This is a genomic window from Lachnospiraceae bacterium KGMB03038 (genome assembly GCA_007361935.1).
GTDB lineage: Bacteria > Bacillota > Clostridia > Lachnospirales > Lachnospiraceae > Massilistercora.
Genome location: CP041667.1, coordinates 35,652 through 48,468 on the forward strand (window position 1 = coordinate 35,652; position 12,817 = coordinate 48,468).

At 47.5% G+C, this 12,817-nt stretch carries 15 protein-coding genes; 12 read left to right on the forward strand and 3 right to left on the reverse strand.

Features of this window, described 5'->3' with window-relative positions:
- The first annotated feature begins 218 nt into the window (after positions 1-218).
- The gene (locus FND36_00180; protein QDW72587.1) at positions 219-419 is read left to right on the forward strand and encodes a DUF1858 domain-containing protein; all 201 of its coding nucleotides are present in this window, start codon (positions 219-221) and stop codon (positions 417-419) included.
- Positions 420-495: 76 nt separating this feature from the next.
- Here the strand turns inward: FND36_00180 and FND36_00185 are convergent, their stop codons facing one another.
- A complete protein-coding gene (locus FND36_00185) occupies positions 496-1,239 on the reverse strand; it encodes an adaptor protein MecA (GenBank protein ID QDW72588.1) in 744 nt (247 codons plus the stop codon).
- A gap of 430 nt (positions 1,240-1,669) precedes the next feature.
- Here FND36_00185 and FND36_00190 point away from each other — a divergent pair, with 430 nt between their 5' ends.
- The 7 genes from FND36_00190 (at position 1,670) to FND36_00220 (ending at position 8,298) form a co-directional block, all read left to right on the forward strand.
- Entirely contained in the window at positions 1,670-1,900 is a 231-nt protein-coding gene (locus tag FND36_00190) for a hypothetical protein (protein ID QDW72589.1), read from the forward strand.
- A 79-nt stretch (positions 1,901-1,979) separates the two neighbouring features.
- The gene (locus tag FND36_00195) at positions 1,980-3,959 is read left to right on the forward strand and encodes an SH3 domain-containing protein (GenBank protein ID QDW72590.1); all 1,980 of its coding nucleotides are present in this window, start codon (positions 1,980-1,982) and stop codon (positions 3,957-3,959) included.
- A gap of 57 nt (positions 3,960-4,016) precedes the next feature.
- Positions 4,017-4,697 carry an N-acetylmuramoyl-L-alanine amidase gene (locus FND36_00200; protein QDW72591.1) on the forward strand — a complete coding sequence of 227 codons (681 nt, stop codon included), beginning with the start codon at positions 4,017-4,019 and terminating at the stop codon, positions 4,695-4,697.
- A gap of 20 nt (positions 4,698-4,717) precedes the next feature.
- Positions 4,718-5,767, forward strand: a complete 1,050-nt coding sequence (locus tag FND36_00205) for a threonylcarbamoyl-AMP synthase (GenBank protein ID QDW72592.1) — start codon at positions 4,718-4,720, stop codon at positions 5,765-5,767.
- 18 nt (positions 5,768-5,785) lie between these two features.
- On the forward strand, positions 5,786-6,415 hold the full coding sequence (locus FND36_00210; GenBank protein ID QDW72593.1) for a uracil phosphoribosyltransferase: 630 nt from the start codon (positions 5,786-5,788) through the stop codon (positions 6,413-6,415).
- A gap of 21 nt (positions 6,416-6,436) precedes the next feature.
- Entirely contained in the window at positions 6,437-6,925 is a 489-nt protein-coding gene (locus FND36_00215) for a dCMP deaminase family protein (protein ID QDW72594.1), read from the forward strand.
- 200 nt (positions 6,926-7,125) lie between these two features.
- Positions 7,126-8,298: a hypothetical protein gene (locus tag FND36_00220; GenBank protein QDW72595.1), complete on the forward strand. Its 1,173-nt coding sequence runs from the start codon at positions 7,126-7,128 to the stop codon at positions 8,296-8,298.
- A gap of 56 nt (positions 8,299-8,354) precedes the next feature.
- Here the strand turns inward: FND36_00220 and FND36_00225 are convergent, their stop codons facing one another.
- Positions 8,355-8,588, reverse strand: coding sequence for a DUF2508 family protein (locus FND36_00225; protein QDW72596.1), 234 nt, complete (start codon positions 8,586-8,588; stop codon positions 8,355-8,357).
- Positions 8,589-8,711: 123 nt separating this feature from the next.
- On the opposite strand from FND36_00225, the gene FND36_00230 reads away from it, so the two are divergent.
- Positions 8,712-8,921: a Pro-sigmaK processing inhibitor BofA gene (locus FND36_00230; GenBank protein QDW72597.1), complete on the forward strand. Its 210-nt coding sequence runs from the start codon at positions 8,712-8,714 to the stop codon at positions 8,919-8,921.
- Here the strand turns inward: FND36_00230 and FND36_00235 are convergent.
- Positions 8,916-9,632 carry a 4'-phosphopantetheinyl transferase superfamily protein gene (locus tag FND36_00235; protein QDW72598.1) on the reverse strand — a complete coding sequence of 239 codons (717 nt, stop codon included), beginning with the start codon at positions 9,630-9,632 and terminating at the stop codon, positions 8,916-8,918. The genes FND36_00230 and FND36_00235 overlap by 6 nt on opposite strands.
- Positions 9,633-9,952: 320 nt before the next feature.
- Between FND36_00235 and FND36_00240 the strand changes: the two genes are divergently transcribed.
- From FND36_00240 to FND36_00250, 3 genes are read left to right on the forward strand one after another with little or no spacing between them, the layout of a single operon-like run.
- The gene (locus FND36_00240) at positions 9,953-10,867 is read left to right on the forward strand and encodes a hypothetical protein (GenBank protein QDW72599.1); all 915 of its coding nucleotides are present in this window, start codon (positions 9,953-9,955) and stop codon (positions 10,865-10,867) included.
- On the forward strand, positions 10,864-12,075 hold the full coding sequence (locus FND36_00245) for a CpaF family protein (GenBank protein ID QDW72600.1): 1,212 nt from the start codon (positions 10,864-10,866) through the stop codon (positions 12,073-12,075). Before FND36_00240 ends, FND36_00245 begins: the two co-directional genes overlap by 4 nt.
- Positions 11,990-12,778 (forward strand): type II secretion system protein F, encoded by a 789-nt coding sequence (locus FND36_00250; GenBank protein QDW72601.1) that lies wholly within the window; start codon positions 11,990-11,992, stop codon positions 12,776-12,778. The genes FND36_00245 and FND36_00250 overlap by 86 nt, the downstream gene beginning before the upstream one ends.
- The last annotated feature ends 39 nt before the right edge of the window (positions 12,779-12,817 follow it).

Genomic DNA, 12,817 nt, shown 5'->3' on the forward strand with positions numbered 1-12,817 from the left:
TATCCACATAAAAATATAGAAATTTGGTGGATTATTCGAGGGAAATAAAAGAACAAACGTTTTGTGGAGTTATAATAAATTTAGTGGTTTGTCGAAAAAAAAAGAAAAAAATATTGACATTTGAGAAGTCAAATATTAGAAAGAAATTGTTTTAAAATGTTTACACAATGAGAAAAAGCGATTATAATGAAAACACTGAGAAGAAAGGAGGAATTAAAATGGCTCAGGTTTCTAAAGATATGACGATTGGAGAACTGTTGAACATGAATCCTGAAGTAGCTCCGATCCTTATGGAAATCGGAATGCATTGCCTTGGCTGCCCGGCCTCTCAGGGAGAGTCTTTGGCGGAGGCTGCTATGGTACATGGAATAGACGCTGATTTGTTAGTAGAGAAGATTAATGCATTTTTGAATGCATAGAAAAATAAAAAGCTCCGCCTGAATCATTCCAAAATTGGAATTCCGATCAGGCAGAGCTTTTTTATTGCGGACCATTTTAAATAACCGCCAGTTTCTGAACAGCATTGGAAGATACCAGAACTTCGCAGTGTTCTTCCAGAAAAGCCAGCGTGGCGCCGGAAGCCTTCTCCAGTGTGCCGTATTCTGTCAGCATGTTGCAGATTCGATTAAAATCTTGGTTCGAGTAATCAGACTGGGTCAATGCCAGGATATAGACATCTTCATCATGGTCTTTATACAAAGTATTGGAACCATTGTACATCCTATTGAGCAGATGAACTGCCTGCAAGACATTGTCCATTGTTGGAAATGAGAACAGGCGGAGAGCCGCCTTGCGCACTTCCGAGTCTTCCTTTTCCGATGAGTCTTTCGCTGTATCAGCAGCATTTATCTTTTCTTTGACTTTCCCAAGCAGATTCAAGAGGGTTTCAGCCCCCTCCAGTTTCTGAAGGGCTTCTTTTTTTCTTTGGTCATTTTCGCCGCCGGGAGATGGGGCGAATTTTGAAAATCTGGTATCCAGTTCCTCTGGATCCTCGACTTTAGTGATTATCAGAACAATTGAATCGGAAGATGCGGGAATCGCCTCGATCATCAAAGGAATATCCTCTGCCTCAAATCCAAATTCAAAAGCTGCCTGTTGCATCATATCATGGAAAAGTGATTTTGCTTTTTCGGTCCCGTAAGCCAGTTCGCTCAACTGAAGCTGGCGTTCGGCCAAATCAGCACGTGTGAGAGTACAGCGTATCTGATTCTCGTTGAGTTTCTCAATCTTCATATTCATCACTTCCTTCTAGTTTAGTATAGCATAGATAATAAAGGATGTTAAATAAAATATATATAAAATAAAAAAGTGCTTGCGCGGCCGGAACCTATCATATATAATGACGTTACTAGAAGATAGCTTTCCCTGATAACTACGTTCTTAGAACAAAGGAGGGCGGCTTTTTTACAAAACTTCTCAATGTAAGATCTATTTATATCAAAAACTGTCTTATAGAAACTCAATGGTACCAAATCAGGTACAAAGATCACACAGACAATCAGAACAGCAGGAAAACAAAAAATTATGACAATGCGGACTATCTTCTTAGTCTTACCGCGTATCAAAAGGTGTTTGATGTATCACGATATCACAACTTCCTTCTATTTCTTTCGATATGCGGTTTAGAATGTGGTTATCACTTCAAGAGCATTGAGAAGGAGGATGCGCCATGGATGGGCATCAGGAGAGAGAAGCGCAGACGCTTTTCAACGAGCTGACAAATTATGAAAGGAAGGGGGTGGGAATCATCCTGGATGGTCTGCCGGCGAGCCCTATGCAGGTCGTGCGGGCGCATATGATCCAGGAAGACGCCGTTTACATGCGGGACTATGTGATGGATGAAGATGGAGATGTAAAAGAATTGTATTTCCATGACGTAAAAGAAAAGAATAGAATGTAGATACCCCTCAAAGAATGTCAAAAAATTAATGACGTAGCATATAATTGTTGGTATAATAAGGTCTAGTAGGAGGTGCAGCATGGAAGAAAGAGACAAGAGAAGCCGCACAACTTCGGACCGGACAAGCAGAAGCCGGACAGCCGGAAGAAGCGCGGGACAGGGTTCTGCCCGGCGTGTAAGACCAGCGACTGACCGACAGAACCAGAATCGGCAGACAGATGACCGGCAGGTTAAGAACCGGCCGTCTAAGAGCAGAACGGTCAGATCAGGCGCCGCAAGACGGCCGGTATCCAGAAAACCACAGTCAAGAAGAAGAAGAAAAAGAAATCTTACCATCAAGATCATTCTTTTAGTCATATTAATAGCAGCAGCGGTCATTGGCGCGTTTTTGTGGAAGAGATACAGCCCTTCAAAAGAGCAGGCCAATCTTCAAGAATATTATGGAATAGAGCAAGATGGACAGTTAGCTGTTGTGGTAAATGACCAGATTACAGAACCTCAGGGGATGATCTCTGACGGGAAGGCATATCTGCAGTATGAAGTCGTGAGAGACTATGTGAACAGCCGTTTTTACTGGGATCCAAGTGAAAATATTTTGTTATATACACTGCCAAACGATATGGTTTCTGTAGAAGTGGGAAGTACGGATTACAGCGTTTCAAAAAATAAAAACAGTGAAGACTACGTTATTTTAAAAACGGAAGGAAGTACAGCATATATTGCTCTTGACTTTATCCAGAAGTATACGAACATGGAATATGAAGTATACGACGATCCTCAGCGTATTGTCATTAAGAATGACTGGGGAGAGACGACCGTCGCGGAAGTAAAAAGAGATACGGCGGTACGGTACAGGGGAGGCGTAAAAAGCCCGGTATTGACGGAGATCTCTAAGAATGACGAAGTTACGATCCTTGAAAGTGAGGAAAATTGGAAGAAAGTTCTTACCAGTGACGGATTCGTCGGTTATGTGAAAAACAGCGCTCTGCGAAAAGAAGAGACAAAAGATATCACCAGAGAATTTGAAGAACAAGAGTTTACCAACATTTCCAAAGATTATACCATTAATCTGGCATGGCACAACGTGACGAACAGCGACGCGAATAGCACGGTGCTGCAAAGGATCGCGGAGACAAAAGGACTTACGACGATCGCTCCGACCTGGTACCATGTGGGGGATACGGAAGGAAATCTGGAATCCATTTCGTCTTCGGAATATGTGAATTATGCCCATCAGGCGAATATTGAAGTCTGGGCGGCGGTAAGAGATTTTGACGGAGGCATCGACTCCTATGAGGAATCCTTGGAATTACTCAGCTCAACCTCCAGTCGGGAGAATCTGATCAATCAGCTGATCGCGGATGCCCTTCAGACAGGAGTTGACGGGATCAACGTGGATTTTGAGAGGATCTCTGAGGAATGCGGAGAACATTATATCCAGTTTATCCGGGAACTGTCCGTGCGATGCAGACAGAACAGCCTGGTCCTTTCCGTAGATAATTATGTTCCAATGGGACATAATATGCAATATGACCGCAAGGAACAGGGGATTGTGGCAGATTATGTGATCATTATGGGATATGATGAGCATTATGCCGGATCACCGGAGGCGGGCTCTGTTTCTTCGTATAATTACGTAAAAGAAGGAATCGAGGCAACTTTGGAAGAAGTGCCGAAAGAAAAGGTGATCAGCGGAATCCCGTTCTTTACCCGCCTGTGGCAGGAAACGCCTAAGACGGAGGAGGAACTGGCAGAAGATGCGGGAACCGATGCGGCCGAATATACCATGAATGTAACGAGCGAAGCGCTGGGAATGTCCGCCGCGCGGGCCGCGGTGGAAGAAGCCGGAGCAGAGCTTACATGGGATGAAGAGACGCAGCAGAACTATGCGGAATGGACGGTAGACAGCGCAACTTATAAGATATGGATGGAAGATGAAAAGTCCATTGAGGCCAAGCTGCAGCTCATGAAGGAAAATGAGCTGGCAGGTACCGCGGCATGGGCGCTGGGACAGGAAGATTCCAGCATTTGGGATCTGATCCTGCAATACGTAAATTAAATAAAATGCCTCCGGCAGTCATATATTTAACAGATAGAGACTGTCGGAGGCATTTTTTTGAGAAAAAAAGCAGAGTTGGTCATTTTGATCCTTTTGATCGCCGGTCTGATCCTGACCGGAAGAAATCTTGGAGAATACGTATCGTCAGGCAAAGTGGAATCCAAGGAGAAGAAGATTGTCATCGATGCGGGACACGGAGGCAGAGATCCGGGAAAGGTAGGCGTTAATGAGATCCAGGAGAAAGATATTAACTTGGCGATTGCCCAAAAGATTCGCGAAAAGCTGGAGGAAAAGGGAATTACAGTCATCATGACCAGAGAAAAAGACGAAACGCTGGCTCCAGAAGGGAGCGCCAACAAACAGGTGGAGGATATCAAGAAACGAGTGAAGATCATTGATGAGGCCGCCCCTGCGCTGGCAGTCAGTATCCATCAGAACAGTTATCATGAATCAAGTGTGCAGGGGGCGCAGGTATTCTATTATAAACATTCAAAAGAAGGAGAAGAAGCGGCGGAGATCATGCGGGAGGCGCTTTTGGCGGCGGACCCGGGAAATACCCGCGAGTCAAAAGCCAATGATACATACTATCTTCTGCGAAGGACAGAGACGCCTACGATCATTGTAGAATGTGGATTCTTGAGCAATCCGGAGGAAGCGGAGAAGCTTAGTACAGAAGAATATCAAGAGAAGCTGGCGGAAGCGGTGACAGCGGGAATCGAAACTTGTCTCGCTGAGTAGACTGTAGTATAATGATTGCCATGGAGACAATCATTAAAAAAATCGAAGATTTACAAACAGATAAAGAAATAATCGAGAAAGCAGGAGAAATTTTAAAACAAGGAGGCCTGGTGGCGTTTCCTACGGAAACTGTCTATGGGCTGGGAGCGGATGCGCTGAATGAAAAGGCGGCGGAGAAAATTTACGCGGCGAAAGGGAGGCCGTCGGACAATCCGCTGATCGTTCATATTGCCAGGATAGAAGATCTGCCCGAGATTGCGGAGATGATTCCGGCCGAGGCCGAGGTTCTCGCGGAAAAATACTGGCCTGGCCCACTCACTATGATTTTTGAGAAGACAGATATTGTCCCCTATGGGACAACAGGAGGACTGGATACAGTGGCTGTGCGGATGCCAAGCAGCCATATCGCCCGCGAAGTGATCCGGGCCGGCGGAGGTTTTATTGCGGCGCCAAGCGCCAATACTTCCGGAAGGCCAAGTCCTACGATGGCGCAGCATGTAGAAGAAGACCTGACCGGAAAGATCGATATGATCATCGATGGCGGAATGGTAGAGATCGGCGTGGAATCCACCATCCTGGATATGACGGTATCGCCGCCGATGCTTCTAAGGCCCGGCGCAGTGACAAAAGAGATGTTGGAAGAGCAGATCGGCCCGGTGACAGAGGATGCGGCAAGCATCTCCGCTGACAGCAAGAAGGCTCCGAAGGCGCCGGGGATGAAGTACCGGCATTACGCGCCAAAGGCGGATCTGAGTATTGTAGAAGGTCCGGTAGAATTGGTGATCGAGGCCATCAATGGGATGGCCGCGGAACGGATTTCCCAAGGATACAAGGTAGGGATCATAGGAACAGAAGAGACGTTAGGGCGCTACCGCCAGGGAAAAGTAAAATCTATCGGAACACGGGAGGATGAGGCGACGATCGCAAGCCATCTCTACGCGATCCTGCGGGAGTTTGACCATGAGCAGGTAGATTATATATACAGTGAGTCATTTGCCAGAGGCGGGATTGGGAACGCGATCATGAACCGCCTTCTAAAGGCAGCAGGACATCATGTGATAAATATTTAAAAATGAGGAGGAAGAGGGATGGCGAAGGTACAGATTATGGATCATCCGCTGATCCAGCACAAGATTACGTATATCCGCAGAGAAGAGGTGGGTTCCAAAGAGTTCCGGGAGATTGTTGGTGAGATCGCCGCGCTGATGTGTTACGAGGCTACCAGAGATCTGAAGCTGCAGGACGTAAAGATCAAGACGCCTATCTGTGAGATGGTAGGAAAGGAGCTCAGCGGAAAGAAACTGGCGGTTGTTCCGATCCTGCGCGCGGGAATCGGTATGGTAGACGGGATCCTGAATATGATTCCGGCGGCAAAGGTTGGGCATATCGGTCTGTACCGCGATCCGGATACCTTTGAACCGGTAGAATACTTCTGTAAACTTCCGGCAGATTGTGATGAAAGAGAAGTCTTTGTGGTGGATCCAATGCTTGCCACAGGAGGATCCAGTGTGGCCGCGATCCAGATGCTAAAGGAGAAGGGAGTCAAGCATATCCGGTTTATCTGTATCATCGCCGCGCCGGAAGGAGTTGAGCGGATGACGAAAGAACATCCTGATGTGGACCTGTATATCGGAGCGCTGGATGACCATCTGAATGAGCACAAGTATATCGTGCCGGGCCTTGGAGATGCGGGAGATCGGATATTCGGCACAAAATAGGATGCGAAGGGAGCGGCGTTTATGGGAAACAAAAGAAATGACTATATCAGCTGGGATGAATATTTTATGGGAGTGGCAATACTGTCTGGGATGCGCTCAAAAGATCCAAATACACAGGTAGGCTGCTGTATCGTAAGCCAGGATAACAAGATCTTGTCTATGGGATACAACGGACTTCCGACAGGCTGCTCTGATGATGAGTTTCCATGGGTAAGAGAAGGAGAAGATCCGTTAAAGACAAAATATGTCTATACGGTCCACAGTGAGCTGAACGCGATTCTGAATTACCGGGGCGGGAGTCTGGAAGGGGCGAAGCTCTACGTTTCCCTGTTTCCCTGCAATGAGTGCGCGAAAGCGATCATTCAAAGCGGGATCAAGGAGGTGATCTTCGACAGCAACAAGTATGAAGATACTCCGTCGGTCCAGGCTTCTATGCGGATGTTTGATGCCGCGGGCGTGCGGTATCACCAGTATCACAGAAGCAGCCGAGAGATTACGATCAAGCTGTAAATGTATATTCTAAAAGAGCTGGCGCCAAATGGCGGCAGTTCTTTTTTTGCGCCCAATATTTCTTTAAGAGAAAAATAAGTGGAAATTTAGAGATAAAGAAAGATACATCATGATTATATGAAAAAATAATTGCACAATAAGAAAATGGCAAGTATAGTAGGAGAGTATAATTCGAAAAAAGAAAACAAAAGAGGTGACGTATGGAAGAAAATCGTATCTACAAAAAAGCAGTCAGCAAAGAAGCCTTTATTTTTCTGTTCTTTTTCCTGATCATTTTTGGGAGCCTGGGATGGAAAATGGGTGCGGCAAATATGCTTCAGACAATGATGAACACGGCATACAAGCTATTATTGGAGACCGTTTTCAATATTATGGCGATCGCGGTCATGGCAGGAGCGCTTTCTGGAGTCCTATCGGAATTCGGCGTGATCGCTCTCTTGAATAAACTGCTCTCACCACTGATGAAACCCCTCTATAACCTTCCCGGGGCGGCTACCGTTGGGATCATGACGACGTATCTCTCCGACAATCCGGCCATCTTAAGCCTGGCGGAAGATAAGAACTTCCGGAGATACTTCCGCAAATATCAGCTTCCCGCCTTAACGAACTTGGGGACAGCTTATGGAATGGGGCTGATCGTTACAACCTTCATGCTGGGGATCAGTTCTGGCGGAGAGAACTTTGGGATCGCGGTACTGGTGGGAAACCTAGGAGCGGTTGTGGGAAGTATTGTCAGCGTAAGGATCATGATGTTTTTCACAAAGAAAGAATTTGGCACGGAAGAATGGTGTATCCCGCCAGAAAAGGGAGTGTCTGTGGAAGATGCGCTGAACCGCAGAGAAATCCGCAAAGGAAGTATTGGGGGGCGTCTGCTGGAAGCGTGCCTGGACGGAGGAAAAAGCGGAGTAGATGTGGGGATGGCAATTATTCCCGGTGTGCTGGTGATCTGTACCCTGGTCATGATGCTCACCAACGGGCCGAGAGAAGGCGGAGCTTATACGGGAGCGGCTTATGAGGGAGTAGCGCTTCTGCCATGGATCGGTGATAAGCTGAACTTTATTCTGGAACCATTGTTTGGTTTCTCTTCCTCATCAGCCATCGCGGTACCGGTGACGGCTCTTGGAGCGGCGGGAGCGGCCATTGGCCTGGTTCCGGATATGGTAAGCGAAGGACTTGCCCACGCAAACGATATTGCGGTATTTACCGCGATGTGTATGTGCTGGAGCGGTTATCTGAGCACCCACGTGGGAATGATGACTGCCTTAAAAGTGCCTCATCTGACAGGCAAGGCGATCATCAGCCATACGATCGGAGGAGCCTGTGCGGGAATTGCCGCGAACTTCCTGTTTCAATTCTTTACATTGATCTTATAAAAAAGATGTGCAGACATAAAAAACAGGCCGGCTTTATCATTGAGCCAGCCTGTTTTTTATCCCATCTTTGCCTGTCTTAAGAGAAACTGATATCTTTTCCAAGCCGCGTTTCCCCGGAAGATATAACAGTCGATTAGGTCAGGGTCAGACGCGTTTTGAAAATTATTATAGGCGTCCTCGATCTCCTGCTGTACCTGGGCGATCTCCTGGACGAGAGAATCATCGCTTCTGTCAAGGAGTCTTTTGTACACGTCTGCATCTGCGTTATTTTCCCTGCGGAATAGTTTCATGAGCCACCTCCATGACGCCAAATCTTTGCCGTCCTTTTTTTACCTAGTATAGGCAATTTTTAGAATAAAATACCAAGATAGGAGATATATATGGATAATAAGAAAGAAGGAAGGAACGCATAAATGTCTGATCACTGGTCCCATGTTGTGGTTAATTTCCTGGTTCGGGCAGTTTTGGGAATGGCTTTGATCTTTTTTATCAATCAATTTTTGGGAACAAAGGGAGTTTCCTTACATGTCGGCCTGAACCCGCTGACCTTCTGCGCTTCCGGTGTATTTGGAGTGCCGGGCGTGGCGCTTCTTTACGGGATCACTTTTTACCAGGGATTATGATTCCAGAAAAGCAAGGCTACAAAAGTACCCTTCCGGAGCGGAAAGGGAAACCAGCTTCCAGTCAGAAAAGCTGACGGGCCCCTCTTCGATATGGAAGGCATCAAAACCGGGATCCGGACAGATGCAGAAGGAATCCGGCGCCGTATGGAACCCGGTGCCCAGGCCCTTTAGAAATGCTTCCCGCAGGGTCCACAACTGGAAGAAGAGGAAGCCCTGTTCCTGGGAAGGCAGGGAGGCAATCTGGCTGGCTTCCTTTGGATGGTAAAAGCGTTTCGAGATTTCAAGAGGCTTGACAGAAGCACGGCTTTTCTCAATATCGATGCCCACTGGAGAGGAAAAGGAGAATGCAAGCGCAGTGTATTCCCCTGAGTGGGACAGGCTGAAATGGACCGGCCTGTGCTGGCGGCCATGGGGATAGGAAAGGAAAGGCTTTCCATATTCATTTGATGAAAATACCAGATCCTGGGCCGGATAGGCCAGATACGAAGCCAGGATCTTGCGCAGAGCGGCGTGGGACGCAAGGTAGCGCTGGCGGTCGCCGGGCTTGGAGAAGCGGGCGGACCTTTTCTGCTCTTCAAGGGACAAATATTTAAAATCCGCTCCGATCAATCCATTATTGTAAATGGGCAGCAGCCAGACATGAATCTTTCCAGGATCTGGACATGCGGGAAACGGAACCTGGTCAAAAGAAGAAAAAAAAGTGATATTCATTCAGAAAACTCCTTTCTGAAAAGAGATGCAAATGTTTCGGATTTATTATATCCTCTGAGAAAAAATTTGTATAGAAATTTCTACAGAAATTCAAGATGAAATTTTGTAGAGGTTTTACAAAGATGGCGAATTTGGAAAAAAGGGATAGACAAAGAAGAACTTCCGGGAGTATAATCTCCCTACAAGTTCCGTCGGGGACTTGAGTCTGATTGTTTTCTATAGCGACAGTTTCAATTCATTTGTATTCGAGGCCAGTTCGGCACAAGAATTCACACAAAAGGTATTCAAAAGTATTGCGGACAAAAGAGGAGGGATACTATGTGGACAGCAAACGATTGATCATTTGCGACCCGGAGAGTGGATACGCGGAGGCGCTGGGATTGTTTTTATCTCAAAAAAAGGAACTCTCCCTGCAGGTTCAGGTTTATACGAGTCTTGAGAAAATAAAGGAAGTTCCAGAGGAAGAAGCAGACTGTCTGCTTTTGTCAGAGGAATTTCCAGAGGAGGAGCGCAAGGCGGTCGGGGCAGGAACAGTTTGTCTGCTGACGCAGAATCCCGGACGGGTTCCCAGGGAAGGGGAAAGGGTTTTGTATAAATATCAGCCGGGAGAAAAGCTTTTAGAAACTCTCTTAAGTCTCTGGGAAACAGATGGGAGCGGCGCCAAAATCTTCCGTCAGCCTTCCGGAAAGAAGAAAGGGCGGGTTATCGGGATATTCTCGCCTGTCCACAGGGTCGGGAAAACCAGTTATGCGCTCCGGCTTGGGGAAGAACTGGCAGCTTCCGAGAATGTGCTGTATCTGAATCTGGAAGTATATGCGGGAGCAGGCGGACATTTTGAGGAAGGGGCTCATACGATGGAAGACGTGATCTATTATGCCAGGCAGGAGAAGGGCAATCTGGGGCTGGTACTCACAACGGCTGTAAGACATAAAAATGGCCTGGATTACGTTCTTCCTATGTCGATGCCGGAGGATGTAAAGAGCATTCCGGCGAAGGAGTGGCGGGGCCTGACAATACGGATTTTACAGGAAAGCCTTTATGAAACGGTGATCTTAGATATAGACGAAGCGATTTCAGGGGTATACACGCTTTTGGAAATTTGTGAACAGATCCATATGATCGAAGCGGAAGATCCTTATTCTCAGGCAAAGATCCGGCAGTTTCAGGAAGAAGCGGAACTGCTTGGCCGGGAAGATATTTTAGAGAAAATTGTCTATAAGAAGGGGCGGTCATGAACAGGGGTGAATATCTGCACGCCAGGATATTAGAGGAACTGGATCTGTCCAGGGAGGTTCAGGATGATGAACTGACAGAGATCATTTACCGGGTCTTACAGGAAGCGGGAAGGCGGGAGTATCTGCCCCTAGCACAGAAAAGCGCTCTGGGGCGGGAGCTCTTCAACGCGTTCCGTAAATTGGACCTTCTGCAGGAATTCCTGGAAGATGAAGAGATTACGGAGATCATGATCAATGGGACCCAGAGTATCTTCCTGGAAAAGAAGGGAAGGCTGTTTCAGTCGGACAAGCGGTTTCTGTCCAGGGAGAAGCTGGAGGATGTGATCCAGCAGATCGCGGCAGGTTCTAACCGGCTGGTCAATGAAGCATCTCCCATCGTAGACGCCAGACTTGCGGACGGGTCCAGAGTCAATGTGGTTCTTGCGCCGGTCGCGCTGAATGGACCGATCGTAACGATCCGGAAATTTCCCAAAGAATCAATTACCATGAAACAACTGATCGACTGGCAGTCTGTCAGCCAGGAGATAGCGGACTTCCTTTCCCTTCTCGTACGGGCGGGATATAATATTTTCATCAGCGGCGGGACCGGTTCCGGCAAGACCACATTCTTAAATGCATTATCACAGTATATTCCCAAAGATGAAAGAATCATCACCATCGAAGATAACGCTGAACTTAGGATTTTGGATGTTCCTAATCTGGTAAGCTTAGAAGCCAGGAACGCGAACGTAGAAGGAAGCGGAGAGGTGTCCATCCGTGACCTGATCCGGTCCGCCCTGCGGATGCGGCCGGACCGGATCATCGTAGGAGAAGTCCGGGGATCGGAGGCCATTGATATGCTGCAGGCATTTAATACAGGCCACGATGGGAGTCTGAGCACCGGACACGCCAATAGCCCGGCGGACATGCTGAGCAGGCTGGAAACAATGGTTCTTATGGGAATGGATCTTCCGCTGGCCGCCATCCGAAGGCAGATCGCCTCCGGAATCGATATTATCGTACATCTGGGAAGACTTAGGGATAAGAGCCGGAAAGTTCTGGAAGTGTCGGAAGTGATCGCCTGCCGGGATGGAGAGATTGAATTGGCGGCGTTATACAGTTATGAAGAAACAGGGGAGAAGGATGGGAAGATACAGGGAATTTGGAGAAAGGATCATACACTGGCGCACACAGAGAAACTACTGGCAGCAGGCTGTAAGGAGGCGTGAACGGCTCCTGGCGCTGGCTTGGGCAGGAGGATTTGTCCTGTTGACGGCCTGGCTGTATTACCGGTCGTTTGCCGCGGCGGTCTTCCTGTGGCCCCTTCTGATCTGGAAATACCGGAGCAGGGAAGAAGAATACGCGAGGAAGAAAAGGAATGAATTTCTTCTTCAATTTAAAGAGATGATCCAGGATATGGCTTCCGCTTTAAACAGCGGATACTCAGTGGAAAATGCCCTTCGGGAGACGCAAAAAGAGATGAAGCTTCTGTACGCGCCTGATGCGGCGATATCCAAAGAACTGGAGCTGATGGTCCGGCAGATGCGGCTGCAAATGCCTTTGGAACAGGTATTTGAGGAATTTGCCGGCCGTGTAGGAGTAGAAGACGTAAGTAATTTTGCCGCCGTGTTCTCTGCGGCAAAGAGAAGCGGCGGGGATATGATCGGGATCATCCAGAATACGGTGGGGCAGATTGGAGATAAGATCGAGGTCCACCGGGAAATTGATACGATCCTTGCGGCAAAAAAGTACGAATTTAAAGTCATGTCAGCGATCCCCTATGGGATCATCCTTTATCTCATCTTAAGTTTCCCGGAGTTTACAGCGTGTTTATATGGAAATATAGCAGGAATAGGAGTGATGACAGGATGTTTGGCGGTCTATACCGGAGCCTGCGTGATTGGTGCAAAGCTGGTAGATATCGACGTCTGATGCTCTTAGTATCCGCCTTTTTGCTGGTGATGGGAGCTA

What these genes read in the sequence shown, in the direction of transcription:
- FND36_00180 (QDW72587.1), top strand. Translation starts at nt 219, where the DNA reads ATGGCTCAGGTTTCTAAAGATATGACGATTGGAGAACTGTTGAACATG.
- FND36_00185 (QDW72588.1), bottom strand. Translation starts at nt 1,239, where the DNA reads ATGAATATGAAGATTGAGAAACTCAACGAGAATCAGATACGCTGTACT.
- FND36_00190 (QDW72589.1), top strand. Translation starts at nt 1,670, where the DNA reads ATGGATGGGCATCAGGAGAGAGAAGCGCAGACGCTTTTCAACGAGCTG.
- FND36_00195 (QDW72590.1), top strand. Translation starts at nt 1,980, where the DNA reads ATGGAAGAAAGAGACAAGAGAAGCCGCACAACTTCGGACCGGACAAGC.
- FND36_00205 (QDW72592.1), top strand. Translation starts at nt 4,718, where the DNA reads ATGGAGACAATCATTAAAAAAATCGAAGATTTACAAACAGATAAAGAA.
- FND36_00210 (QDW72593.1), top strand. Translation starts at nt 5,786, where the DNA reads ATGGCGAAGGTACAGATTATGGATCATCCGCTGATCCAGCACAAGATT.
- FND36_00215 (QDW72594.1), top strand. Translation starts at nt 6,437, where the DNA reads ATGGGAAACAAAAGAAATGACTATATCAGCTGGGATGAATATTTTATG.
- FND36_00220 (QDW72595.1), top strand. Translation starts at nt 7,126, where the DNA reads ATGGAAGAAAATCGTATCTACAAAAAAGCAGTCAGCAAAGAAGCCTTT.
- FND36_00225 (QDW72596.1), bottom strand. Translation starts at nt 8,588, where the DNA reads ATGAAACTATTCCGCAGGGAAAATAACGCAGATGCAGACGTGTACAAA.
- FND36_00230 (QDW72597.1), top strand. Translation starts at nt 8,712, where the DNA reads ATGTCTGATCACTGGTCCCATGTTGTGGTTAATTTCCTGGTTCGGGCA.
- FND36_00235 (QDW72598.1), bottom strand. Translation starts at nt 9,632, where the DNA reads ATGAATATCACTTTTTTTTCTTCTTTTGACCAGGTTCCGTTTCCCGCA.
- FND36_00245 (QDW72600.1), top strand. Translation starts at nt 10,864, where the DNA reads ATGAACAGGGGTGAATATCTGCACGCCAGGATATTAGAGGAACTGGAT.
- FND36_00250 (QDW72601.1), top strand. Translation starts at nt 11,990, where the DNA reads ATGGGAAGATACAGGGAATTTGGAGAAAGGATCATACACTGGCGCACA.